Consider the following 23921-nt stretch of genomic DNA (forward strand, 5'->3'; position numbering starts at 1 on the left):
TCGATGGGGAGGTGGCAGACTGCGAAGCAGGCTGACGGGAGGGGGGTGACTCCGAAATTCTCAGCACATTGAGTGGTTTGGCGTTATCCCCCTCCGTCACGCTGTCGCTTACGCTTGGCGTGCCTCCTCCCCATGCTTCGCACAGGGAGGAGGGGGTAGCCTAATAGTCCCTTGAATATCTCAGGTTGACGCTGGTGCCGCTGGTTGTGCCGGTCTGGGTCAGGATCGACAGGGTGCGCGACAGGGCGACTTCAATCTGGGTCGCCGTGAAGCCCTTGGTGTCGGTGACGATCTCGACATAGATGTCGTTGGTCAGGTACTGACCCGCCGCTAGCGCCGTGCCACGTCCGGCGGTCGCGTCGGCCCCCAGCACGCGGAGACGGTCGATACCGGTCACCGAACGCAGCTTGCCGAGCGGGTTGAGGCCCCCACCGCCGCCTTGCAGGGCCTGAAGCGAACCGGCCAGTTGCAGGGCCTGGGTTGCCGACAGGTTGGCGACGTTTTCCCCGAACAGGATGCGCGACAGGACCTCGTCCTGAGGCAGGGACGGCGAGGAGCCGAAGGCGATCTGCGGGTTCTGGGCGCGACCAGTGACATTGATCGTGCCGGTGATTTCCTCGACCACCGTAGAAGCCGTCAGTTCGATTTCCGGATTGGTCAGGCTGCCGCCGTCGAACAGAATCTGGCCCTTGTCGATCTCGAACTCGCGGCCCGAGAAGGCGTAGGTGCCGCGCAGGGCGTTGAGGCGACCCAGCACACGCGGGCTCTGCGTCGTGCCGGTGACGGCGAGGTTCATACTCCATTCGGATTCAAGGCCCATGCCGGTGACGAAGATCTGGTTCTGAGCGGCGACCTTGATGTCGAGGTTCCATAGCGACGGCGCGGCATTACCGGCTTGACGCGGTTTGATCTCGACGCCCTTGATGCGGACGCCTTCAAGTTCGTTGACCTTGGACGCGCCCTGGAATACCACGGCGTAGCGCAGTTCGGGCAGACGCAGGTCACCCCTGATCCACGGGCCGCTCTGGGCGTCGTTGGTGACGTCGATGGTGCCGGAGACGGTCGATGACACCGCATCCGAGGCCGCCAGACGGGCATTGTCGAGCTTGGCATTGAGCTTCATCGGGAACTTGTCGTCCGCCGAAAGGCCGACGAAGCCGGTCGCCGACACCGTGCCGGAACCGGCGCGACCGTCGAACTTCTGCAACTCCAGCCGGTCGTTGGAGAAACGACCTTCCAGCGCAATATCGCGGATGCGGGTACCGAAGGTCAGGTGTTCGTAGGTCAGGCCCGTACCCTTGACCAGACCGTTGAGGCGCGGCGAACCCAGGCTGCCCGACACGTCGGCGGCCAGCGCCACGTTACCGGTCATCTGCTGATCGGCCAGACCGGCCAGAGAGAACAGGGCGCTGGAAGGGCCGTTATAGCGGATACCGCCACGCACTGTGCCGTTCATCAATTGCTCGGTCCACGCCCCGCCGCCCTGCGGGTCGAGGCGGACGTCGTAACGACCGATGACGACGCCCTGCTGACGGATGACGCCGCGCGCCGAGGTATTGTTGCCGCCCAGCGTGCCTTCCATCTGGATGTCGAGCGGCGTCGAGACGCGGGCGATGGTCGAACGGGTGATATTGTCGAACTCAAGTTGCATCTTGGCTTCGGGGAAAGCCTGACCGCGCTGGGTATAGTCGAGGCCGCCCGACACTGTGCCGTTGATGCCGAGGTCCGGATTGACGATGTTGAGGATGGCCAGATCGAAGCGCGTGAACTGCGCCTGCGCCCGGATGACGTTGCCGAAGCGCCCGGCCAGATTGACCTTGCCTTGCGCGGTGAGCAGCACGGCGGGGGCCAGCACCCAGTCCTCGCCCTGTTTGATCACGCGGGCAGGCGCTTCGAGCGCGAAGGGCACGGCCCCGGCGCGACCGCTGAGGGCGACGACGATGTTTTCGGGCGCGACCTCGGCATTGGCGGCGAGGTTGAACGAGGTGCCCGCGTCTCCATTTGCGATCATCTGTACCGTGCCGCGCATCCCGGTCAGATTGACCTTCGCGCGGGCCTTTTGCACCCAGTTTGTGCCGTAGCGCAGGTCGGCGATCTGGATATCGCCCTGAATTGTGGGCTGCTCTTCCAGCTTGGCCGTGGCCTCGATAATGGCGCGCCCGATGCGGACATCGGCGATGCCTGGGACAACGAAATTGTTGGCGCGAGCGGAAATCTGCGCCCCTTGCTTTGCGCCGAAGCCTTGCAGGCGCGCCGTGCCATTGATCCCCTGGCCGGTCAGCGAGATCGTGCCGGTGAACGGCCCCGCATCGGATTGCACGACCGTGCCTTTGGCGGTGATACCGGCGGCCTGAGCGGTATTGATATCGATGGTCAGGGGGCCGTCGCCCTTGCGCACGATGACGTCACCCAGCAGGGGGCCGTATTTCGAGCCGCCTTCGGCCTTGATGACGTAACCGGCTTCGGTGGTGGACAGGCGCGCGACAACGTTTTGCAGATCAAGGCCGAGGCCCGGGCTGGCGGCGCGCAGGGTGGCCGTCGGGGCCTTGATCGTGCCACCGACATCGGCGGACAAGGGGCCGTATTTTTTGGAGTCCGCCGTCAGCTTGAAGTTCAGCGTGCCGTTTTTGGCGTAGCGTCCGCTGGCCGAGGTGACGCGGAAATCGGGACCGGTGACGCTCAGCCGTTGCAGGACGATATCGCCGCCGCCCGTGGTATTCATCGCGCCGGAGAATTTGAAATTACCGCCCATGAAGTCGCGCAGGCCGCCATTGTCGAGACGGACGCTTTCGCCATCGACCTTGCCGACGATACCGAAACCGCCGACAGCCAGTTGCTTCAGATCGGCATCGACCGTCAGGTTAAACACGCCGAGGCCGGGGACAAGATACTGATTGACCTTGCCTTTCAGCGCGCCTTCATAACGGCCTTCGCTGGGCTGGGCGAGGATGATCGCCGTGCCGTTGATCTTGTCCGAGCGAATTTTCAGGTTGTCGGACAGGATCATGCCGTCCGACCACGCCAGATCGCCATTGATGGTGATATTGCTGACCAGCGATTCCGCGGCGGCGTCGAGGCCGGTGATGTGCTTCGCCGAGGCCTTGACCGGGATCAGGATATGGTCGCCGTCGAGGCGCGAACGACCTTCGGCCTTGAGTTGATGCACGACCACATCATTGAAGCCGATGGTTTTAGCGTTCAGCTTGTAATCGATCAGCGGGCGCTTGAACGGACCATCAAGCAACACATCCGCCGAGATAGCGTTACCGGTCAGGCCCTTGGCGACCGAGGCGGGCTTGTACAGGTCGGCGCGCAAGGTCAGGTTGCCGAATTCGCCTTTGGCGAGGTCGATGCGGCCCTTGGCACCGAGCGACAGCGCATCCGAGGCGAGGGCGAGCGTGCCGTCGGCGACGCGGTCCTTGAACGTGGTCGAGAGGTCGATGCTGACGGCGGGAGCGAACAGGTCGGCGGTAGACGGGATCAGGGCCTGAGGCCGCGCGGTGCCCTTGACGCCGAACAGGCCATCGCGCGCCGTCAGGGTCAGATCGGCGAGTTGATTTTCGCCGGTCGTGCCGACAAGCTTGCCGGTCCAGCTCTTCCAGTCGCCTTGTCCGCTCAGGGTCGCGTTGAGCGGTGCATCGAGCCCGATCAGGCCGACGATGGCGCCCTTTTGCGGGGCATCGATCAGGCCCGATAGGCTCAATTTGTTGGCGTCGGGCTGGGCGTCAAGTTTCAGTTCGGCGCGGTCGCCCTTATCCCCGTTCAGGCGCGCATCGATCGTGGCGCGCCCTTTAAGCAGATGCGCCGTGCCTGAGAGCGTCAGGGTCTGGGCCTGACCGGTGACGGGCTCGGCCAGATAGATCGACTTGAAATCGACTTTCTCGGCATCAATCTTGATGTCGGGCAGCTTGAACGGTTCGGACGGGCCGGTCTGAACGGTTGGCTTGAACGTCGGCAGGCGCAGCATCTCGACGCGCGGCGACGACAGTTCGCGCACATCGACGTGTGTGTTGAGGAGCGCGAAGGGCTTCCAGTTCAGACGCACCGCCGGACTTTTGAGGAAGACGCCCTGCGGGTCGGCGACGGTCAGGTCGTGTACCGTCATATCGCCGTAGATCGAGCCTTCGATGCGACCGATGCCGATTTTCAGCCCGTTGTCGGGCTTGAGGCCGACGATCTGCGAAACGATAAACCGCTTGCCCGGATCACTGTCCAATCCGGCGACGGCCATACCCGCCAGCACGATGAGGCCGCCGAGCACACCACCGGTCCACAACAGGGCTTTTTTAACCGGGAAGGGCTTTTTTTCGGGCGTCTTGCGTTCGGGGGGAGGCAGGTCATCGGCTTCCGTTTGCGCATGGTCATGCCGCACGATTTCCGGCGTTTCGACGGGCGTATCGGGTGTATTTTTAGGTGGCTTGCTCATCAGAAGGCCTGCCCGATACCGACATAGAGGGAGACGGGCGATTCACCGTCGCGGCGGCTGATCGGGGTGGCGATGTCGATGCGCACCGGGCCGAAATTGGTGTAGTAGCGTGCGCCCACGCCGATACCGAAACGGATATTGGTGAATTCCGGGAATTCCTTGTCATAGACCTGACCGGCGTCGATGAACGGCACGACGCCGAAATTGCCGAAGCGGTAGCGCGCCTCGACGGCCATTTCGACGACGCTGCGGCCGCCGAACGGGTTGTTGTTGGCGTCGCGCGGCCCAAGTTCCTGATAGCCGAAGCCGCGCACCGAACCGCCGCCGCCCGCATATTGCCTGAGCGACGGCGCAATGACGCCGGTTTCAGCGCCGTAGATCGAGCCGACGCGTCCGCGCGCGGCGACGACCCATTTGGTCGAGACCTGCCTGTAGTAGGACACATCGCCGATATTGGAGACGAAATAGCCGCCCTGACCATTAAGCGTCAGGGTGGGTGTGGATTGGACACCCGCGCGCCAGCCCTTTGTCGGATTGAGCAGGTTGTCGGTGCGGTCGTAGTTCAGCTTGAGCGGCAGTGATGCGTAGAAATAGTCATCCTGCACGTCTACGCCGCGCGTTTTGGAAAAGCCGGTTTCGCGGGTGGCCAGAAGTTCAGCCCCGTAGGACCAGGTCCACAGCTTTTGCCACAGGGGCGTTGAAACGCGCGAGACGCTGGTGGCCAGCGAGATCGTTTGGGCCTCGTAGGAATCGTAAGCCTGATGGTTGAACGATGCCCCGTACTGGAAGGTGCGGTCGCGGCGTTTGGCATTCGAGCGACGGAAGGTGCCGCTCAGGCCCTGTTCCTGCGTGCCGATGATAATGCTGGCGATTAGAGCGCCTTCGGGCGGGCGGAAATTGCGGTGCGTCCAGTTGATTTCGGCGCGCGCGCCCTGGCCCGTCGAAAAGCCGAGATCGGCGGCCAGGGTCCGCGGGCGTCCGGCGTTCTGCGTGACCTTGAGATCGACCACCGCCGTGCCGTCATCGTTCTTGCGATCGGTCAGGACCGGTTCGACGCCGACCGAGGTAAACAGGCCGGTGGCGGTCATGGCCTGACGCAGGTCGTCGACCTCGCGGCTGTCGTAAAGGTCGCCGGTCTGAAACCGTGACAGGATTTGCACGTGGTCCGGGCCGAAGGCCTGACGCCCGCCGCTGGTATCGTTGACGATAGCGCCGAAACGGGCGCGCGGCCCGGTCTTGACCGGCAAGGTATAGTCGCCGGTGCGCGTCTGCGGGTCGATGAGGATGTCGCGCAGGCCCAGTTCGGCGAACGGATAGCCTTCCTGCGGCAGGACCAGCGCCACATTGGCCTCGGCCGATTTGATCAGGTCGGCGGCGATGACGTCGCCGGGGCTAAGCGGCAAGGCATTGCGCACCAGATCGGGCGGTTCGGTCGGGTCGGCGACGACCTTGACCGACGATAGCTTATAGACCTCGCCCGGATTGGCGTTGACCAGCACCGACAGGCGGCGTTGCGGTGCATTGGCGTCGGCCCGCGCCTCATTCTGAGGTGCGGCGTTCGCTTGGGGGCCTAATGGCTGATTGGAGGCCATGTCGGCGTTTTCGACACGCGCTATGACCACGGCGTCGTAATAGCCTTCGGATTTCAATAGTTTGAGCGCCGTCTGCTCGTCCTCGGTCAGGCGGGCGCGCAGCATGGCGGCGTTGTCGGCCTTGCCCTTGCCGCCCGCCAGCGCGCTGAGGTCCTTGAACCGGGCTTCCAACCCCAGCGCCGCCAGTCCATCGACGTGCAGGTCGTAGGCGATGGGCGGCGGCACTTCGGAATCGTTGTTGGCGATGGCTTCGCCCACCGGGGCAGCGTCCGGGTTGAAGGTTTCCAGCGGCGCCAGGTCGGTCTTCAGCTCCGGATCGGTTAGGGGCGGAAAATCGGGCAGTTCGAGCACTTCGAGACCGCCGACCTGCGCCGACAGGGGCGGAGTTTCCTTTTCCGCCTCGGCCTTTTCGGTGACGGTCTTACCCGGCAGCTTTTCACCGGCTTTCGCCTGACCGGGTTCGGGTTTCGGCACGGGCTTGGGTGCGGTCAGCGATGGCAGTGCCTTCTCGAAATCCTCGTCGGTGATGATCGGCGTTTCGTCGGCGGGCGGTGTTTCGGTAGCGGGGGTAGGGGGTGTCGTTTGCGCCGACGCTTCGCCGGTCAGCCACGTCAAAGCCAGAAGGGCTGGAAACACCAGGCGCAAGGTCAGAAATCCCATCAAAAATACCGGCCGCGACGATGCGCAGCGAAATAATCCGTCCATAAGAACGGCTCGCAAATAAAAAAGCACTAATATTTACCGCTTATCGCCGGATTGTGGCTTTGATCGGCGTTTCATCCCCAAAACCTACAATATCCGAGGGACCCCCATGACATCTTTCGATCGCCGCCATGTGCTGAGCCTTACCGCCGCTTTCGCCGTTTCCGCCACGCCGGCTCTGGCGGTCAGCAAGGATAAGCCTGCCTTGTTTTTGATCGGCGATTCGACCGTCCGTAACGGCCGCGAAGACAATGGCGCCACGGCCGGGCAATTCGGCTGGGGCCGGATGATGAAGTACTATTTCGACACGTCGCGTCTGCACGTGGTGAATGATGCGATGGGCGGTACGTCTTCGCGCAGTTATCAGACTTCGCCCGATTTGTGGGCAAAGGTCGTGCCGATGATCCGGCCGGGCGACTACGTCATGATGGCCTTCGGGCATAACGACAGCAAGGGCTCGCTGAAAGGCAATGGCGACGAGACGGGAACCTTGACCGATAAAAACGGCAAGGTGGTCGAGGGTGTCCACAGCTTCGGCTGGTATATGCGCGAATATATCCGGCAGGTGCGGGCCAAGGGGGCGACGCCGATCGTTATTTCGCTGATCCCGCGCAATCGCTGGACCGGTGACAAGGTCAACCGCAACGCCACTGACTATGCCCTGTGGGCGCAGCAGGCTGCCGAACAGGAAAAGGCCCTGTTCATTCCGCTCAACGGCATGATCGCGGATCGGTACGATGTACTGGGGCAAGTCAAGGTCACCGCAGACTTTTTCCCGCCGAAAGAAGAGGTTCATCCGAACTGGGCCGGGGCGGCGTTCAATGCGGCCCTGGTCGTTGAGGGTCTCAAGCGTTTGAACACGCCGTTGAAAAAATACCTCATCAAAGCGCCCAAGGTGCCCGCGACGCCCGATATCCTGCCGCCTGCGCTTGGCGAACCGGGACCGTCGGGGATGCGACCCGAAGTGCGCACGCCCGTATATTAACATTTTTTAATCTTCGCGGGGCGGGCGCAGACTCGACAGGTTTCCGAAACAGGCGTCTAAAACGGATACACTTTCTGTTGCAACTATCAGGTGCCCGTCATGAAACACCGTCTGCTCGCTTCCGTCGCTCTGGGCGCCGCCGTTCTCTTCACCGGTCTGTCGGCTCAGGCGCAGGACAAGAAACCGTTCACCTACGAAGACCTGATCTCGCTCGACCGCATGTCGGGTCTGACGGTCGATAAGACGGAGAGCTTTGCGGCGTTTCAGGTCCGCGTACTCAACGCCGAAAAGACCAAGGGCGTCACCGGTCTGTGGCTGACCGACCTGAAAACGAAGACGTCAAAGCCCCTCACCGTGGCCTCGAAGGGCGGAGCCCTGTCGCCGCAGTGGGGTGCCGATGGCGCGCTCTATTTCCTGTCGGCGCGGTCGGGGTCGATGCAGGTGTGGAAGACCGATGCCAAGGATTCCGAGGCCGTGCAGGTGACCAAGCTGGCGCTTGACGTTGGGGCCTATAAGCTGTCGCCGGACGGCAAAGGCGTCGTCGTGGCGCTGGCCATCGCCGAGACCTGCGAGACCGACGAAATCGCCTGCACCCTGAAAGCCGCCGAAGCCAAGAAGGCCGAAAAATCGACCGGCGTCGTCTATGATCGTCTGTTCGTCCGCCACTGGGATACGTGGGCCGACGGGACGCAAAACCACCTGTTTTACGTGCCGCTGGCCGGGGGTGAGGCCGTGTCGCTGACCGCCGGGGTCGATGGCGACGTGCCGTCCAAGCCCTTCGGCGACGAGAGTGAATACAGCTTCTCGCCCGACGGCAAGAGCGTCTATTACTCGGTGCGCATCGCGGGCAAGGACGAGCCGCGCTCGACCAATTTCGACATCTATAAGGTCGATATCGCCAACCCGACCGTTCAGACTAACCTGACCGAGGCCAACAAAGCCTGGGATACGGGTGCCGAGGTGTCGCCGGACGGCAAGTGGCTGGCTTACCGCGCCATGAAGCGCGCGGGCTTCGAGGCCGATCAGTTCGAGATTTTCCTGCGCAATCTGGCGACCGGTGAAACCAAGCAGATCGCCGCCGACTGGGACCGCTCGGCCGACAGCCTGACGTGGGCCGCGGACGGCAAGTCGCTCTATGTCGTTGCCGGTGACGTCGGCAAGACGCCTTTGTTTCAGGTCGATATCGCCACTAATAAGGTGACGCCGCTGTCGAAGGGCGGGCATCTGGATGCCTTCGCGCCGCTGAAAACCGGCTTCGTCTTCATGAAGAGCGGGCTGGATTCGCCGTCGCAACTGTTCGTCTCGAAGCCGAAAGCCAAGCTGATCGACGATGGCGCGACGAAACTCACCACCATCAATGACGCGGTGATCGGCAATCGCGCCTTCGGGGCCTTCGAGCAGTTCTCCTTCAAGGGCTGGAACGACGAGACGGTACATGGGTACATTCTGAAACCTGCCAACTATGTCGAGGGCCAGACATACCCGATCGCCTTCCTGATCCACGGCGGACCGCAGGGCTCGTTCGGCGAGTCGTGGTCGTACCGCTGGAACCCGGAAACCTATGCCGGGGCCGGTTACGCGGTGATCATGATCGACTTCCACGGCTCGACCGGCTACGGGCAGGGCTTCACCGACGCGATCAGCCAGCACTGGGGCGACCGCCCGCTGGAAGACCTGCAAAAGGGTTACGCCTTCGCCTTGTCGAAGTACAGTTTCCTCGACGAGAATCGCGCCTGCGCGCTGGGGGCCTCCTATGGCGGCTTCATGATCAACTGGATCGCGTCGCAGTGGAAGGAACCGTGGAAGTGCCTGGTCAACCACGACGGCCTGTTCGACAACCGCTCGATGGGCTACGCGACCGAAGAGCTGTGGTTCTCGGAATGGGAAAACGGCGGCACGGTGTACGAGAAGCCGGAAAACTACGACAAGTTCAACCCGGCGCTCCATTCGAAGGACTGGTCGGTGCCGATGCTGGTCATCCATTCGGATCAGGACTTCCGCGTCATCCCGGAGCAAGGGATCGGCACCTTCACGGCGCTGCAAATGAACGGCGTCAAGTCGAAGTTCCTGCGCTTCCCGGATGAAAACCACTGGGTGCTCAAGCCGCAGAATTCGCTCAAGTGGCACAATACCGTGTTCGACTGGCTGAACGAAAACACGAAGGCGAAATAGGATGCTGACGCGGCGGGGGATACTGGCCGGAGCGGGTGCGCTCGCTCTGGCGGGCTGCTCAGAAAAGGTCAATCGCGTGATCGACCTCGGCAAGCGGTTGATGGAGATTCAGGCGCGTCACGGCGGCCGGATCGGGGTCTCGACCCTGACCGGCTCGACGCGGATGGTCGGCGACACCGCCGCCGACGGCAGCCTGAATCTCAATTCGACTGAGCGCTTCGCCATGTGCTCGACCTTCAAATGGGTGCTGGCGGCGGCGATTTTGAAAGCGGTCGACGAGGGCAAGCTGACCGTCGCGCAGGAGGTCAAATACAGCAAGGCCGATATCGTCGATCACGCGCCGGTCACCACGATGCACCTTGAAAAGGGCCGCATGACCATCGGCGATCTGTGTTCGGCGACGGTGGCCGTATCCGACAATACGGCGGCCAACCTGTTGTTGCCGCTGATCGGTGGACCCGAAGGTCTGACGGCCTTCGTGCGAGGTCTGGGCGATACGGTGACGCGGCTGGATCGTACCGAGCCGGAACTCAACAGCAATGTCGAGGGCGACGCGCGCGACACCACGACGCCCGACGCCATGAGCGGTCTGCTGCGTACGGTGTTTACGGGCAAGGTGCTGACGCCGAAAAGCCTGTCGCTGCTGACCGACTGGATGAAGGCGACAACGACCGGGCCGGATATGATCCCCGCCGGTCTGCCGCAGGGCTGGACCGTCGGGCATAAGACCGGACGCGGCGCCAATGGCGCGGTTAACGACGTGGCGGTGATCTGGCCGACGGGTGAAACCGTGCCGATCTTTCTGGCCATCTATACGACCGGCGGGACGCTGGACGACAAGGCGCGTAATGCCATCGTGGCCGATGTCACACGGCTGGTCGTCGATGCCCTGGCCTTTGCCGAAAGCCTCGACAGCGAGAGCGCCTCGTCTTAAGACGGCCTTATGAAACACGAACTGTCCATCAGCGAGGTCCTGTCACAGGTCGAAAAGACCGTGCAGCCGCATTTTGGCAAGGGCCGTCCCGCCGACTATATCCCCGAACTGCAACGCGTCGATCCGCGCAAGTTCGGCATGGCGGTCAAGATGGTGTCCGGTACTGAATACGTGGTGGGTGACGCCGACGAGCCCTTTTCGGCCCAGTCGGTAACCAAGCTCTTCGCGCTGGGTATCGCGCTCAACCGCATCGGTGACGAGGTCTGGACCCGCGTCGGCAAGGAGCCGTCGGGGACGCCGTTCAACTTCCTGTCGCAGTTGGAACACGAGGGCGGTCTGCCGCGCAATCCTTTCATCAATGCCGGAGCGTTGGCCGTCACCGACATGCTGATGCGGGTGGCGAAGCGCTCCGACGCCTTAGTGCGCGACTATATGGGCTTTCTGGCGCAATCGTCGCTCACCATCGACGAAGAGGTGGCGGCGTCGGAAATTGAGACCGCGCATAAGAACCGCGCCATCGCCAACCTGATGAAGGGGGCGGGCACGATTACCCACGACGTCGAAGCCGTGATTGCGGCCTATTGCCGACAATGCGCGATCACCATCTCCTGCCGCGATCTGGCGCGGGCAGCCTTGCCACTGGCGGCAGGCGGGTTCTCGCCCGTTGTCGAGGAGACGGTGTTCCCCGAACGGCTGGCGCGGCGGCTCAATTCGCTGATGCTGACATGCGGCTTGTACGATTCGGTGGGTTCGTTTGCCTATCGTGTCGGCTTGCCGGCCAAGAGCGGCGTCGGCGGTGGGATTGTTGCGGTCATTCCCGGTCAGGCAACGGTCGCCGTCTGGTCGCCAGAGCTCGATCGTTTCGGCACGTCGGTGGTGGGCTTTGCGGCGCTGGAGGCGTTCAGCCAGATCACCAATTGTTCGGTGCTATGATCGGTGGTATAAATTACTACCAATTCCCACCGGAGACGTGCCATGCCCGATGATAAGCCCCGCGTCGAAAAGGTCAGCATCGCTCTGACCGCCGATATGGCCGCCATGATCCGTCAGGCGGTGGACGGCGGTGAATACGCCTCGGCCAGCGAGGTCGTGCGCGAAGCCCTGCGCGACTGGAAATACAAGCAGCAGCAGCGCGAGCAGAAGATTGCCGAATTGAAGGCGCTGATCGACGAGGGCGAGGCGAGCGGTTATGTGCCTGCCGAAGAAGCCTTCGATAAGTTGATCGCCAAATATCGGGCCATGATCAAGGATGACGCTGCGGCATGATGGTTTTCATTACGCGTCAGGCTCTGGCTGACCTTGAAGACATCGCGGACTTCATCGCGCAGGACAGCCCGGTGCAAGCGGTTCGTTTTGCGCTTGAGCTTAAGGGGTTCTGTCTGGGTTTAGGCGATCGACCACGCGGCTATGCTCAAATCGAAGGTTTGGGTGAATTCAGACGCGCCCCTTACGGCAACTATTCGGTCTTTTACCGTCTGGCTGGGGCGGACCTGAGAATCAGCCGCATCCTGCACAGTGCGCGATTGGTAAACGCCGATATACTTACGGATTGAGCTTTAGTGCCGCCCGGTAATCTTCGATTTCGGCCAGTTTCGCCTCGAACAGCGACCAGTCGTCGCGCTCCGCAATCGGTGCCCACAGGGCTTCGATCTCGTCATAGAGCAGGGTGGCTGGATCCGGGCGTTTGAAGACGCGGTGATTGAGTCGGTCGGGATCGGTCGCCGCGTAATCTTTTAGCCGTTCGCGCCACGTCAGACCGGCGTCGGTCGTGTAAATGTCTCCGCGCGAACCGGCAAGCGCACGCGTCTCGGACATTGCGCCGCCGAACCAGTCGAAGAAAAAGCCCTCGAAACTGCGCGGTTGCGGCTTGAGCGCCTCCAGCACCTTGAATCCGGCAGCCAGCAGCGTCGTGTCGGCCGCCAGCCCTTGCGAGACGATATTCAAGCGGCGACAGAAGGTCTCTGCCATCGCTGCCTGATAGCGGTCGGTGAAGGCGTTCAAGCTGTCGATCAGCGGCACGCTGTCGCCGATCAGGCTCAGGCAACGCGCCAGTTGGTGTAGATTCCAGAACACCGCATCCGGTTGCCGCGCATAGGCGTAGAGTCCGCCTTCGTCGAAATAGGCGGCGACCAGTCCGGGCTCGTAATGCGGCAAGACCCGATAGGGGCCGTAGTCGAAGCTTTCGCCGGTCAGGCTCATATTGTCGGTATTGAGGACGCCATGCACGAACCCCGCACACATCCACTGTGCCGTCAGTTGCGCGGTCTTGGTCAGGACGACGTCGAACAGGGCGTGGGTCAGGGCCGGACCCTCAAGAGCCGTCAGGTCGGGGTAATAAAGTTCCGCCACATATCGGGTCAGATTACCCAAGGCCAGCCGGTCGTTGACATAGGCCAGCCGCTCGAACGTCCCGAAGCGAATATGGCTGTGCGACAGCCGCACCAACACCGCCGAGCGCGTCGGCGAGGGCTCGTCGTGGCGGCGCAGGTCCTCGCCGGTTTCGATCAGCGAAAAGCTCTTCGAGGTATTGACCCCGACGGCCTCCAGATAGGCCGAGGCCAGCACTTCGCGTACCCCACCTTTGAGCGTCAGGCGTCCATCGCCGCCGCGCGACCACGGCGTCTGACCCGATCCCTTGGTGCCGAGATCGAGCAGACGGCCCTGATCGTCGCGCATCTGGGCGAAGAGAAAACCGCGCCCGTCGCCGAGGTCAGGGTTGTAATGGCGGAACTGATGGCCGTGATACCTCAGGGCTAACGGCTGGCTCAGATTGTCAGGCAAGGGTTGAAAGCGTCCGAAATGGGCGATCCATTCGGCGTCGCTCAGGTCGAGCCCGATGCTTGTCGCCGCCCGGTCGTTACGGTAGCGCAGGGTCGTTTGCGGAAAATCCGCCGCCGCCACGCGGTCGAACAGCGGCAGGCCGGAGGTTTCCATGCGCGGATCAGGGCGATAGGTCGATTTAGAGGGCATGGCGTCCGGTTTTGCTAGGTTGAGCGAAAGGGCTTTGCTACGCTTCGCATAAGTTGTCGATTCAAATTGCGTCCGGAGGCACCAATGAAGTTCACGCTCGATTTTCTGAAAACCGAAGCCGGGACCGGGTTCATTCTGGGGCTGGCGGCGCTGATGGCCGTCGTCTGGGCCAATTCGCCGTGGGCGGCGGTCTATTTCGACTTCATCAACTATCATGTGCCGGTGATGGTCGGCGGCTGGGCCGAAGACAAGTCGATCCTCAAATGGACGAAGGAGGGCCTTATGGCCGTCTTCTTCTTCGTGGTCGGGCTTGAAATCAAATACGAAATTTTCCGGGGTGAGTTGTCGAATCCGCGCAAACTGGCCCTGCCGGTGCTGGGGGCGATCGGCGGCATGGCGGTCCCGGCGCTGGTCTATGTGGCGATCAATGGCGCCTTGCCGGGCGGTGATCTGCGCGGCTGGTCGGTGCCGATGGCGACCGATATCGCCTTTGCGCTGGCGGTGTTCGCGGTGGTGGGCAAGGGCCTGCCCGACGCTCTGCGGGTGTTTCTTCTGACGCTGGCCATTGTCGATGACCTCGGCGCGGTCATGGTGATCGGTATCTTCTATTCGACGGGATTCAAGTTCGGGCTGTTTCTGTGGATTCTGGGCCTTCTCGCTGTCATGGGACTGGCGAAATTTGCCCTGCGCAAATATCCGCACGGTCTGAAAAGCCTCTATACGATCCTGTTCATCGCCATCTGGGCCTTGAGTTTGAAGGCCGGACTGTCGACCTCGCTATCGGCGGTGGCGGCGGCCTTCATGGTGACGCTCGACGCGCCGGCACGGGGCGAGGAAAGCCTGTTGAAGTCGATCATGCACGACCTGCATACCCCGGTTGCCTATGGCATAGTCCCCTTCTTCGCTTTCGTGGCGTCGGGTTTCTCGTTTGCAGGCATGTCGTTCGCCTCGCTGCTCGATCCGAAGATGCTCGGCGTGGCGCTGGGCTTGTTTCTGGGCAAACAACTGGGGGTGTTCGGTATCGCGTGGCTGGCCATCAAAACCGGGCTGGCGCGTCTGCCGGAAGGCGGATTCGCGCAGCTTTACGGGGTGTCGCTCCTGTGCGGTATCGGCTTTACCATGAGCCTCTTTTTGGGCGCATTGGCCTTTGCTGACCATGCGGAAAGTGCCCAAAATGCCATAAAGCTCGGCGTAATTACGGGATCGTTACTTTCGGGATGTGCAGGCGCAATAGTCCTTTCGCGGTCGCGGCGCGTAAGTTGACGTTTGCGTAACCGTCAATATTTCCTTGGTTTTTCCAATTGGCCCTTGCCGTTGCTAACGCCGCGTAAGCCTGTTTTCACAAGGCTTCGCCGATTTTTCATGTGCATTTGCGAGACGTTTTTCAAATTGTCTTTGTCTAGGAATGTGCCATATGATCGCCCTTAAGTAATCGGCTCCGGTCAGACTTACGTAATAGAATTAAAGCACAACAGGTGAGAACACAGATCGTCCGTTAACCCTTCGTAATCTTTACGTAGGGTATTGAGGCCATCAAAGTTACCTTAGGGGAAACGCATGCGCGCACTTAAAAATCATAAAACCACATCGTTTTTTAATAGAACCCTGATGGCCACCTGCTCCGGCATGGCGATCGGATTCACCCTGCTGACCCCGGCCTACGCACAGGAGGCTCAGGCTCAGGACGAGCCGGTCACCATCACCGTCACGGCCCAGAAGCGCGAGCAGTCGCTGCAGGACGTGCCGATCGTGGTCACCACCTTGTCGGCCAAGCTGCTTCAGGACGCCGGTGTTCGTGACATCAAGGACATGCAGGTCCTGACCCCCGGCCTGACGGTCACCTCGACGCAAAACGAGACCCTGACCACCGCCCGCATCCGCGGCGTCGGTACGGTCGGCGACAACCCCGGCATGGAATCCTCGGTCGGCGTGGTCATCGACGGCGTCTATCGTCCGCGCAACGGCGTCGGCTTCGGCGACCTTGGCGAAATCGGCCGCATCGAAGTCCTGAAAGGTCCGCAAGGCACCCTGTTCGGCAAGAACACCTCGGCGGGCGTGATCAACATCATCACCCAGGAGCCGAAGTTCGTCTTCATGGCCGATGGCGAACTCAGCGTCTCGAACTATGACGGCAAGGGCGTATCCGCTTCGGTCACCGGTCCTCTGGCCGAAGACCTTGTCGCCGGTCGTCTCTATGTCGCCAAGCGCGAACGCGGCGGCTATTACGACGTCAATACCGGCGTCGGCCCGCGCACGCTCAAGGAAGACGCGACGCAGGACTTCTATACCATCCGCGGTCAATTGCTGTTCACGCCGGGCGCGCACAAGATCCGCGTTATCGCCGACTATACCAAGCGCGACGAATATTGCTGTGCCACGGTTCAGACCCGCACCGGCCCGACCGGCGCCATCATCAACACCCTGACCGCCAATAACGGCGTCGCCGCGACCGCCGACCCTGAAAAGCGTCTGGCCTACGCCAACCGCGACACGACGCAGCAGATCACCGACGGCGGTATCTCGGTCGAAGCCAATCTGAAACTCGACTGGCTTGATTCGACCCTGACTTCGGTTACCGGCGTGCGCAAGTGGAAGAACACCAATGGTCAGGACATCGACTATTCCGGCGCCGACATCCTCTACCGCCGCGACAATGGCGACTTCCGCGCGCAGTTCGATACCTTCTCGCAGGAACTGCGTCTGGCCGGCGGCGATGACAAGCTGAACTGGCTGGTCGGCGCCTTCTTCACCGACGAAGACCTGCACCGCACGGACTCCTACGTCTACGGCACGCAGTATGAGACCTATCTGTCGATCCTGCTGGCGCAGGCGCTGGGTCAATCGACCTCGCTGCCGATGGTGTCGCTGCTGACCGGCCGTGCGGTCGGTACCTCCTATACGCCGGGTGAAGGCGCGCGCGACCTCTATACCCAGCAATCGCGCTCGCTGGCCCTGTTCACCAACAACAGCTACAAGTTCACCGACGCCTTCGAAGTCACCCTCGGTCTGCGCTATACGCAGGAAAAGAAGGAGATGACGGCGGCCTATTCCAACTCGGATTCGGGCATCGGTTGTGCCTCGGCCATCGCGCGCTCAGGCGTGCTGGGCGGTACGCCGGTCGGTCTGTGGGCAGGCATTCCGGCGGCGTCGCGCCCGACAGTGGTCGGCAATATGTGTACCTTCTGGGGCAATGCGGCCTTCAATAACCGTACCGTCGCCAATTCGGTCGAGGAAAAGGAATGGTCGGGTACGCTGAAAGGTGCCTACCGCTTCAATGACAACGTCATGACCTATGCCTCGTTCGCCCGCGGCTACAAGGGCGGCGGCTACAACCTCGACCGCGCCCAGACCGGCATCACGCCCGACACCAACCTCTACTTCAAGCCGGAAACGGTCGACTCTTACGAAGTCGGTCTGAAGACCTCGCTGTTCAGCAACAAGCTGCTGTTCAACATCACCGCCTTCGATCAGGCCTATGAGGACTTCCAGCTCAACACCTTCCTCGGTACGGCCTTCGTGGTCGAATCGATCCCGGAGTTGAAGTCCAAGGGCGTCGATGCCGACATCTACTGGACGACACCGATCCGCGGCCTGTCGGTCCAAGGCGGCGTCGCCTATGCCGACACCAAGTACGGCACGTTCACGGCGGCGGACCTGTCGAACCCGGCGCGCTTCCCGCAATTGTCGCTGTTGCCGGGTGCGCAGATGTCGTTCGCGCCGAAATGGACCAGCACGCTGGCGGTGACCTGGGCGGGTAATGTGGCATCCAACCTGCGCCTCAGCGGCAACCTGTCGGCCAAGTATTCCTCAGAATACAACACCGGTTCGGACCTGATCCCGTACAAGATGCAGGACAGCTTTACGCTGGTGAACGGTCGTATCGGTATCGGCGCGACGAACCAGAAGTGGATGCTGGAGTTCTGGGCGCAGAACCTGACGGATGAGACCTATAAGCAGGTCGTCATCAATGCCCCGCTGCAAGGCACGGGCTTCCCGAACACGACCACGGTGCAGACCGGCGGTTCCAATCCGGGTACCTACTACAATGCCGCGACGGACACCAATACCTACGACGCCTTCATGGGCCAGCCGCGTACCTACGGCGTGACCCTGCGGGTGAAGTACTAGAAACATACCTCCCCATCTCTGATGGGGAGGTATAAGAATGAAAAAGCCCCGCTGGCGACAGCGGGGCTTTTTTTGCAGGACATGATTCGCCTATTCCGGAAAGCCCGAAACGCCCATCGTATTGGCGCCCTTGGCGACGAACGCCGCCTTGAAGTTCTCGGTCTTGGTATTGGCCTCAGCAGCCGTCTTTTCCCAGTTACAGATGCCGGTCACCGGCGAGGCTTCGGTCGAATACATGCTCTTGGTGTAGCCGCTGTCGGCCAGCTTGGCCACGAACTTGGTCCACAGGGCGTCGGTGTCGGCCTTGTTGGCGGGGAAGGCGACGGTGTAGAGGACGCGGTTCTTGTCGGCCTGATGGGCCTGACAGGTGACAAAGCCGTCGGCGGCAGAGGCCACGGCGGGCAGGACGAGCAGGGCGGTAGCCACAGCAATGGTGCTAAGTCGTTTCATGGGTCGTTCCTTTGTTAAAGTTAGGATAGCTTTTTGGCGGCCTCGATCATTTCGGGTTCCTTCATGATCTCGATCGACTCCTTGTGGCCCTGGGCGGCGGCCTTGCCGTACCAGCGGGCCGATTCCACGACGTTCTTGGCCGTGCCGGTGCCGAAATAGAGGCAGTCGGCATAGATGTACTGCCCGTCGGCGTGGCCGTTTTCGGCGGCTTTTTTGACGTAGCTGAGCCCGGTCGGCGCATCGAGCGGCACCAGCTTTCCCTGCAACAGCATCAGGCCGTAGATATATTGCGCGCGGGCAAAGCCGCCGTCAGCGGAGGCCTTGATCAGGCGCAGGCCTTCCTTGGTGTTCTGTTTGACGAGGCCGTTCGAGCCGCCCATATAGAGTTCGCCGAGATCGTCCATCGACCCGGGATCGCCGTTCTCGGCGGCGAGTTTCAGGTACTTGACCGCCAGATCGGCATCCAGCGGCGCACCGACCCCAAGATAATAGACGAAACGCCCCAGCGCCGCCTGAGCGATGACTTCGCCGCCGTCGGCCGCCCTGGTCAATAAGGCGACGGCTTCCGGCATACGCAGGCCCTCTTCGAACTTACGCTCGTCAAGCAGGAAGAAGCCATAAAGCGACATGGCGTAGGTATCGCCTTTGTCGGTAGCAATTTTCAGATATTTCATACCTTCGGCGCGGTCGGCAGGCCCGCCTTGAGCGTTCATGTTCATCATGCCGTACTGCGCCGCCGACGGGATGTGGCCCTGTTTCGCCGCCGCCCCAAACCACTTGCGCGCCTTCGCGTCGTCGCGCGTCGTCGCATAGCCGGTATAGTAGATGCGCCCCAGATTGAACTGCGACAGCATATTCCCGGAGGTGGCCTCTTTTTCGAGGCGGGCGATGGTCTGGGCCTCGGTTTCCTTGACATAGATGACGAAGCGGTAGGATTTGACGACGCTTTGCGGGCCGGTATCGACGGGGTCTTCGCGCTGATAGGAGTTGAATGCGCCGCCCGACGACGACCCGCCGGAAGACGACGACCCGCCGCCGGAGGGGCGCTCCAGATTCTTGTTATACATGCTTTGTTGTTGCTGCTGCTGGCGCTCGAACGACCGGCGGTCGTTGTCGGCCTGCTGCTGACGCATGGAATTCATCATGCGCTGGCGGTTGGCTTCGTCGTCCGCCGCGCCCCACGCCGCATAGGCGGTCACCGGCATCAGGGCCAGTAACGAGGCAGCAGCCACCAGCGCTTTTGTAAATTTCATAACGACGTTCCCTGAATGTGGCTCAGGGGTACGCGCTGCTGACGTCACCAGCAATTTACAAACCTTGTAAGGTTGATTTGTAATGATAGAGGGGTGAAAATTTATATGGCAGGCGCTATATTAAAGCCGTGTCCCCACAGGAGGTCCCCATGCCCGACAATGTAAAAGCCGCTATCGATACCGCTGCCGAGGTTACGGAAAAGAAGACCCGTTCGCTGGCCGATGCTCTGGAATTCCTCGAAAACAAGCTGCATGTGTCCGACGCGACGCGCGAAAAGATAAATGGCAGCATCGATCGCCTGCAAGACCTGCTTGAAGACGCCCGTGACGAGGCGCAGGACAAGACTAAGATCGTCCGTCGTCAGATCCGCCGTCATCCGGGCGCGTCGCTGGCCATCGCGGCGGCGGCGGGCCTTGTGGTCGGGCTGCTGCTGCGCCGGGATTAAGCCGGGATCAAACAAAAAACCGCCTCTTCGATGAGAGGCGGTTTTCTTTTACATCCGGTACTGGCCGCTTTCGATAAGCTGCATACAGGCCTCGGTTATCGGCGTGTAATCCGTGGCGTCCATCTTCATCACATAGAGCGGGTCGTCGGTCTTGGCTGGATCGAAACCGGCGATGACCAGATCCATCTTCTTGTATTTGAACGTCCCCGTCGTCTCGACGTGCTGGAGCAGGCGCACGAAACGCGGACGCGCATAGACCGGCAGATTGGTGTGGACGTGGTGGCCGAAGGCTTCGATGGAGAAACTGTCGTCGACGATCAGCGACACCATCCCGGCCTTACCGTCGTAGTGCGGGACGGGCACACCATAAACGATGGCTTCATCGACGCCCTGCGCGCGGGCGCAGCATTCCGACACTTCCGAGGTCGAGACGTTTTCGCCCTTGAAGCGGAAGGTGTCGCCGATACGGTCGACGAAATAGATATAGCCGTCGCGGTCCATCTTCATCAGGTCGCCGGTGCGGAACCAGGCGTCGCCGGGCTTGAACACGTCGTGCAGGATTTTCTTTTCCGATGCGGCCTTGTCCGCATAGCCCGTATAGGCATGGCGGGCATCGGTGCCGATGGCGCCGATGGCTTCGCCGATCTCGCCCGGCTTGCATTCGATACACAGGCCATTGGCACGGCGTTCGGGCAGCTCGGATTCGATGTCGAACTTGACCAGCCGGATATTGAACGAACTACGCAGGTACGCCGGAGCGCGACCAATAGCGCCGGAATGGCCGTCGAGATTGAACAGCGACACATTGCCTTCGGTCGAGCCGTAGAATTCGACGATGATCGGCACGTTGAAGCGCTTTTTGAATTCATCCCACACTTCGGGCCGCATCCCGTTGCCGAAGGCCATCTTGATCTTATGCTTGGTTTCGTCTGCCGGATCGGGGGAGGGCGGCGAATTGATCAGATAGCGGCACAGCTCACCGATATAGACGATGTGCGTGCAATCGAGCGTGCGCACGTCGTGCCAGAAGGCCGAGGCCGAGAAGCGGCGCTTGATGACCATCGACGCGCCGTTGAGCAGGGCCGCGCCCGTACCGCACAGGCCGCCGGTCGAATGATACAGCGGCAGGGTATTATAGAGGCGCTCGCCGGGCTTCATGTGGGTCAGTCCGGCAAAGGCCTTCATATAGAGCTGCGCACGGGCATTGGTGATCTTGGCAGCCTTGGGCAGGCCCGTCGTGCCGGACGTATAGATATACATGGCCGGGTCGTGCGCCTTGAGATGCGCGCGATGAACCTTGTCGGGTCGGACGCTGCTCTGGCCCTTTATGGCATGGCTGAGGGAATGAAGGCTATTGGTTTCCTCTTCCTTGGGCAGGTCGAGACTCCACAAGCCCTGATGGCGCGAAAGGGTAGCTTCGATGTCGGTAAAAGCGCCCTGGGTCGACGTGTCGACAAGCGTCAGACTGGCGCCCGAAATGTTGATGCAGTGGGCCAGGCCCGAACCGGTCAGGGAGTTGTTGATCAGGGCCGTGACGACGCCCAGCTTGTTCAGGCCCAGCCAGATGGCGATATATTCGGGGCGGTTGGGCATCAGAAGCGCGACCGTATCCCCGGCCTTAAGCCCCCGCGCCCGCGCCCAGTGCGCAAAGCGGTTGGCCATACCGTCAAGCTCGGCATAGGTCAGGGTCTTGCCTTCGAACAGGATGGCCGGCTGATCGGCAAAGCGGTCGGCGACGGCTTCGAAATCGTCGCAAACAAGATTGGAGGAGGCCGGGTCGACCGTCTTGACGCGCTTGAGCAGACGCAGCAGCCGCTTCAGGAAAATGAACTCGCGCTTGGCCCTGGCCATCAGGTTCATGGGACGTCTCCGGAATACCCTGTTTCTTCATGGAAACTGTGTCGTTTCCTTGAAGGATAGCATAGCCCGGATTAAGACTTTGGCCAGTGTAAAATTGACGTGAACGGAAAGTATTTTCCCTTACCGCAAGGGAAGGAATGCAAAGGTTTGTAGGTGTTTGGATACCTTAACCTTAAGCCTCCCCAGCAAGCTAGGGAGGCTTAAGAAGGATTAGCGCGCAACCGCCATCACGGTGATCGTCGGTTCCTTGTTATCGACCAGATGCACCGTATAGCTGCCCGGCTCCAGCGCGAATTCAACGATCTTGCGCACGCCGGAGCAGTCCGGGCCGTGGCCGTGCTTGTTCGATTGCAGGGTCTTGCCGTCCTTTTCGACGTCGATCCATACCCCGGCCCCGGCGGCGATACCGTACTGACCGGCGGTCTCCACCTTGAGCGACAGCGTGCCGGAATAGACCGGGGTCGTGGGCGGTGTGGCGCGGGCGCGCTTGTATGTCACTCGCGTCGAATCGATTAGCGTGACCTTGAGCGGCGTACCGACCTTGAGCAGCGGCGCGCCCTTGGCATCGACGGTGGCGGTCACGGGTCCGGCATGGGTCCAGTGGGCAAATTCTCCGGTCATGGCGGGCGTTGCCGGACACACCGGCTTTTCGGTCTTGGGCGTGGCGTTCTGCGCGAATGCCGGAGCAGCGACGAGGACGAGGGCAGCAGTCAGAAGGGCGCGCATGGGGAACCTTTGAAATGTCATAATTGCGCGTAAGGTAGGCGGCAATTCGGGCAGGGGGAAGGCGTGAAATACCTTATTTTTGCGGTCATGATGCTGTGGGCCGGTTTGGTGCAGGCGGCTGCCGTGCCGGACTGGGCGCAACCGTGGAAAGACGGTGTCGTGCCTTACCGTATAGAGCCGCTTCTGTTGGCCCGCGCCGGGGCAATGGGACAGGACTGTACCGGCTGGGACCGCTGGCCCAAGGGGGCACAGGCGCGGCTGGCCTGTCAGGCGATGGACGACTGGCACCGCGCATCGGGGGTACGGTTTGTGCATGACCCGCGCGGCCGCCTGGATGCGCTGATGATCCGCGACGGCGACGCGACCACGGCGACCATCGGGCACCTGCCGCTCAATAACCGGGTGACCATCGAGCGCGGCATCCCCTATGGCAGCGTGCTGCACGAGTTCGGCCACGTGCTGGGCCTGATGCACGAGCATCAGCGGCCCGACCGCGATACCTATCTGACGATAGAGCCCTTTCTCAACGATCTGCTGAAAACCTGCGGCGTGGGGACGGCGGTATGCCGCGATGTCCGTCTATCTTTTCCAGCTGTCGGGCGGGTCAGGTATGCGTCCGACTACGATCCGTGTTCCTTAATGCACTACCTCGCCAATCAGGCCCCGCGCCATCGCGAAGACCCGCGCTGGTCGCGAATCTTCACGCTGTCGGACAAAGGCAAGACAGCGCTCAAAACCTGCCTGCCGCAGTTTCGCAAGCTGGCCGAACGCTGCCGTAAGGTGGGACAGAAGTGCGTCATATCGAAGCTGGACGCCGACGTGGTGCGGCGGTTCCATACACTATGAGCTTAACTGCACTTCGAGGCGAGGTCCTGTTCAACGTGTTTGAGGTTCAGCGCCGTGGCTTCGACATTTTCGTCTATCTGCGGGAAGGCCGCGATGTCAGCCGCCGACGCCTTGCCGCTTTTCAGTTCGGCCTGAGTCCCGGCGACCGTCGTGGCGATCCAGCGGCGCTGTTCGACGCTTTGCTTCAAGCCGGCACACGCCGTCGCCTTGTCGCCGCGTTTGAAGTCGTCCTCGATCCTGTAGGCCAGTTCCTGATCCTTCTTGTGCAGGGCGATGGCTTCGGCCTCGCGCGCCTTTAGCGTACTTTCGGCGGCCATGAGAGGTGTGCTCAGGCCAAGGGTCAGAAGGGCAATCGTCGCGGCGGTTTTCATGGCGAATCTTTCGTTGAAAACGACGTTATGCGGCTTGAGGTGTGACCGTTCAACTGACAA

18 protein-coding genes are annotated in these 23921 nt (G+C 61.5%); 10 read left to right on the top strand and 8 right to left on the bottom strand.

Annotated elements, in window-relative coordinates:
• Nucleotides 1-160 precede the first annotated feature (160 nt).
• On the bottom strand, nt 161-4426 hold the full coding sequence (locus AEYBE204_RS29495; protein WP_023462093.1) for a translocation/assembly module TamB domain-containing protein: 4266 nt from the start codon (nt 4424-4426) through the stop codon (nt 161-163).
• The gene (locus tag AEYBE204_RS29500; RefSeq protein ID WP_023462094.1) at nt 4426-6678 is read right to left on the bottom strand and encodes an autotransporter assembly complex family protein; all 2253 of its coding nucleotides are present in this window, start codon (nt 6676-6678) and stop codon (nt 4426-4428) included. Before AEYBE204_RS29500 ends, AEYBE204_RS29495 begins: the two co-directional genes overlap by 1 nt.
• Nucleotides 6679-6829: 151 nt before the next feature.
• Between AEYBE204_RS29500 and AEYBE204_RS0120180 the strand changes: the two genes are divergently transcribed.
• From AEYBE204_RS0120180 to AEYBE204_RS29525, 6 genes are all read left to right on the top strand, one after another.
• A complete protein-coding gene (locus AEYBE204_RS0120180; protein WP_023462095.1) occupies nt 6830-7705 on the top strand; it encodes a rhamnogalacturonan acetylesterase in 876 nt (291 codons plus the stop codon).
• Between the two features lie 99 nt (nt 7706-7804).
• Nucleotides 7805-9877 (top strand): S9 family peptidase, encoded by a 2073-nt coding sequence (locus AEYBE204_RS29505; RefSeq protein ID WP_023462096.1) that lies wholly within the window; start codon nt 7805-7807, stop codon nt 9875-9877.
• Between the two features lies 1 nt (nt 9878).
• On the top strand, nt 9879-10811 hold the full coding sequence (bla, locus tag AEYBE204_RS29510; RefSeq protein WP_023462097.1) for a class A beta-lactamase: 933 nt from the start codon (nt 9879-9881) through the stop codon (nt 10809-10811).
• A 9-nt stretch (nt 10812-10820) separates the two neighbouring features.
• Entirely contained in the window at nt 10821-11744 is a 924-nt protein-coding gene (locus AEYBE204_RS29515; RefSeq protein ID WP_023462098.1) for a glutaminase, read from the top strand.
• 42 nt (nt 11745-11786) lie between these two features.
• Nucleotides 11787-12077 carry a type II toxin-antitoxin system ParD family antitoxin gene (locus tag AEYBE204_RS29520; protein ID WP_023462099.1) on the top strand — a complete coding sequence of 97 codons (291 nt, stop codon included), beginning with the start codon at nt 11787-11789 and terminating at the stop codon, nt 12075-12077.
• Nucleotides 12074-12364: a type II toxin-antitoxin system RelE/ParE family toxin gene (locus tag AEYBE204_RS29525; RefSeq protein ID WP_023462100.1), complete on the top strand. Its 291-nt coding sequence runs from the start codon at nt 12074-12076 to the stop codon at nt 12362-12364. Before AEYBE204_RS29520 ends, AEYBE204_RS29525 begins: the two co-directional genes overlap by 4 nt.
• On the opposite strand, the gene AEYBE204_RS29530 is transcribed toward AEYBE204_RS29525, so the two are convergent.
• Nucleotides 12354-13781 carry a protein adenylyltransferase SelO family protein gene (locus AEYBE204_RS29530; protein WP_031230383.1) on the bottom strand — a complete coding sequence of 476 codons (1428 nt, stop codon included), beginning with the start codon at nt 13779-13781 and terminating at the stop codon, nt 12354-12356. The genes AEYBE204_RS29525 and AEYBE204_RS29530 overlap by 11 nt on opposite strands.
• Before the next feature lie 84 nt (nt 13782-13865).
• Here AEYBE204_RS29530 and nhaA point away from each other — a divergent pair, with 84 nt between their 5' ends.
• Nucleotides 13866-15044, top strand: a complete 1179-nt coding sequence (nhaA, locus tag AEYBE204_RS29535) for a Na+/H+ antiporter NhaA (protein WP_023462102.1) — start codon at nt 13866-13868, stop codon at nt 15042-15044.
• A gap of 345 nt (nt 15045-15389) precedes the next feature.
• On the top strand, nt 15390-17909 hold the full coding sequence (locus AEYBE204_RS29540; protein ID WP_023462103.1) for a TonB-dependent receptor: 2520 nt from the start codon (nt 15390-15392) through the stop codon (nt 17907-17909).
• 90 nt (nt 17910-17999) lie between these two features.
• Here the strand turns inward: AEYBE204_RS29540 and AEYBE204_RS29545 are convergent, their stop codons facing one another.
• Nucleotides 18000-18359 (bottom strand): hypothetical protein, encoded by a 360-nt coding sequence (locus tag AEYBE204_RS29545; protein WP_023462104.1) that lies wholly within the window; start codon nt 18357-18359, stop codon nt 18000-18002.
• A 20-nt stretch (nt 18360-18379) separates the two neighbouring features.
• Nucleotides 18380-19612: a tetratricopeptide repeat protein gene (locus AEYBE204_RS29550; protein WP_023462105.1), complete on the bottom strand. Its 1233-nt coding sequence runs from the start codon at nt 19610-19612 to the stop codon at nt 18380-18382.
• 149 nt (nt 19613-19761) lie between these two features.
• Between AEYBE204_RS29550 and AEYBE204_RS29555 the strand changes: the two genes are divergently transcribed.
• On the top strand, nt 19762-20058 hold the full coding sequence (locus AEYBE204_RS29555; RefSeq protein ID WP_023462106.1) for a hypothetical protein: 297 nt from the start codon (nt 19762-19764) through the stop codon (nt 20056-20058).
• A gap of 48 nt (nt 20059-20106) precedes the next feature.
• On the opposite strand, the gene AEYBE204_RS29560 is transcribed toward AEYBE204_RS29555, so the two are convergent.
• Entirely contained in the window at nt 20107-21918 is a 1812-nt protein-coding gene (locus AEYBE204_RS29560) for a long-chain-acyl-CoA synthetase (protein WP_023462107.1), read from the bottom strand.
• A 210-nt stretch (nt 21919-22128) separates the two neighbouring features.
• Entirely contained in the window at nt 22129-22644 is a 516-nt protein-coding gene (locus AEYBE204_RS39485) for a hypothetical protein (RefSeq protein ID WP_023462108.1), read from the bottom strand.
• A gap of 63 nt (nt 22645-22707) precedes the next feature.
• On the opposite strand from AEYBE204_RS39485, the gene AEYBE204_RS29570 reads away from it, so the two are divergent.
• Nucleotides 22708-23490 (top strand): M12 family metallopeptidase, encoded by a 783-nt coding sequence (locus tag AEYBE204_RS29570; RefSeq protein WP_023462109.1) that lies wholly within the window; start codon nt 22708-22710, stop codon nt 23488-23490.
• A gap of 2 nt (nt 23491-23492) precedes the next feature.
• On the opposite strand, the gene AEYBE204_RS29575 is transcribed toward AEYBE204_RS29570, so the two are convergent.
• Nucleotides 23493-23861, bottom strand: a complete 369-nt coding sequence (locus tag AEYBE204_RS29575) for a hypothetical protein (RefSeq protein ID WP_023462110.1) — start codon at nt 23859-23861, stop codon at nt 23493-23495.
• Nucleotides 23862-23921: the final 60 nt, after the last annotated feature.

This window comes from Asticcacaulis sp. YBE204 (genome assembly GCF_000495855.1).
In the GTDB taxonomy this organism is placed as follows: Bacteria; Pseudomonadota; Alphaproteobacteria; order Caulobacterales; family Caulobacteraceae; genus Asticcacaulis.

Coding starts and splice junctions, on each gene's coding strand:
- AEYBE204_RS29530 (WP_031230383.1), bottom strand. CDS start 13,781: ATGCCCTCTAAATCGACCTATCGCCCTGATCCGCGCATGGAAACCTCC.
- AEYBE204_RS29515 (WP_023462098.1), top strand. CDS start 10,821: ATGAAACACGAACTGTCCATCAGCGAGGTCCTGTCACAGGTCGAAAAG.
- AEYBE204_RS29545 (WP_023462104.1), bottom strand. CDS start 18,359: ATGAAACGACTTAGCACCATTGCTGTGGCTACCGCCCTGCTCGTCCTG.
- AEYBE204_RS29500 (WP_023462094.1), bottom strand. CDS start 6,678: ATGGGATTTCTGACCTTGCGCCTGGTGTTTCCAGCCCTTCTGGCTTTG.
- AEYBE204_RS29575 (WP_023462110.1), bottom strand. CDS start 23,861: ATGAAAACCGCCGCGACGATTGCCCTTCTGACCCTTGGCCTGAGCACA.
- AEYBE204_RS29525 (WP_023462100.1), top strand. CDS start 12,074: ATGATGGTTTTCATTACGCGTCAGGCTCTGGCTGACCTTGAAGACATC.
- AEYBE204_RS29540 (WP_023462103.1), top strand. CDS start 15,390: ATGGCCACCTGCTCCGGCATGGCGATCGGATTCACCCTGCTGACCCCG.
- AEYBE204_RS39485 (WP_023462108.1), bottom strand. CDS start 22,644: ATGCGCGCCCTTCTGACTGCTGCCCTCGTCCTCGTCGCTGCTCCGGCA.
- AEYBE204_RS29555 (WP_023462106.1), top strand. CDS start 19,762: ATGCCCGACAATGTAAAAGCCGCTATCGATACCGCTGCCGAGGTTACG.
- bla (WP_023462097.1), top strand. CDS start 9,879: ATGCTGACGCGGCGGGGGATACTGGCCGGAGCGGGTGCGCTCGCTCTG.
- AEYBE204_RS29550 (WP_023462105.1), bottom strand. CDS start 19,612: ATGAAATTTACAAAAGCGCTGGTGGCTGCTGCCTCGTTACTGGCCCTG.
- AEYBE204_RS29505 (WP_023462096.1), top strand. CDS start 7,805: ATGAAACACCGTCTGCTCGCTTCCGTCGCTCTGGGCGCCGCCGTTCTC.
- AEYBE204_RS29560 (WP_023462107.1), bottom strand. CDS start 21,918: ATGAACCTGATGGCCAGGGCCAAGCGCGAGTTCATTTTCCTGAAGCGG.
- AEYBE204_RS0120180 (WP_023462095.1), top strand. CDS start 6,830: ATGACATCTTTCGATCGCCGCCATGTGCTGAGCCTTACCGCCGCTTTC.
- nhaA (WP_023462102.1), top strand. CDS start 13,866: ATGAAGTTCACGCTCGATTTTCTGAAAACCGAAGCCGGGACCGGGTTC.
- AEYBE204_RS29495 (WP_023462093.1), bottom strand. CDS start 4,426: ATGAGCAAGCCACCTAAAAATACACCCGATACGCCCGTCGAAACGCCG.
- AEYBE204_RS29520 (WP_023462099.1), top strand. CDS start 11,787: ATGCCCGATGATAAGCCCCGCGTCGAAAAGGTCAGCATCGCTCTGACC.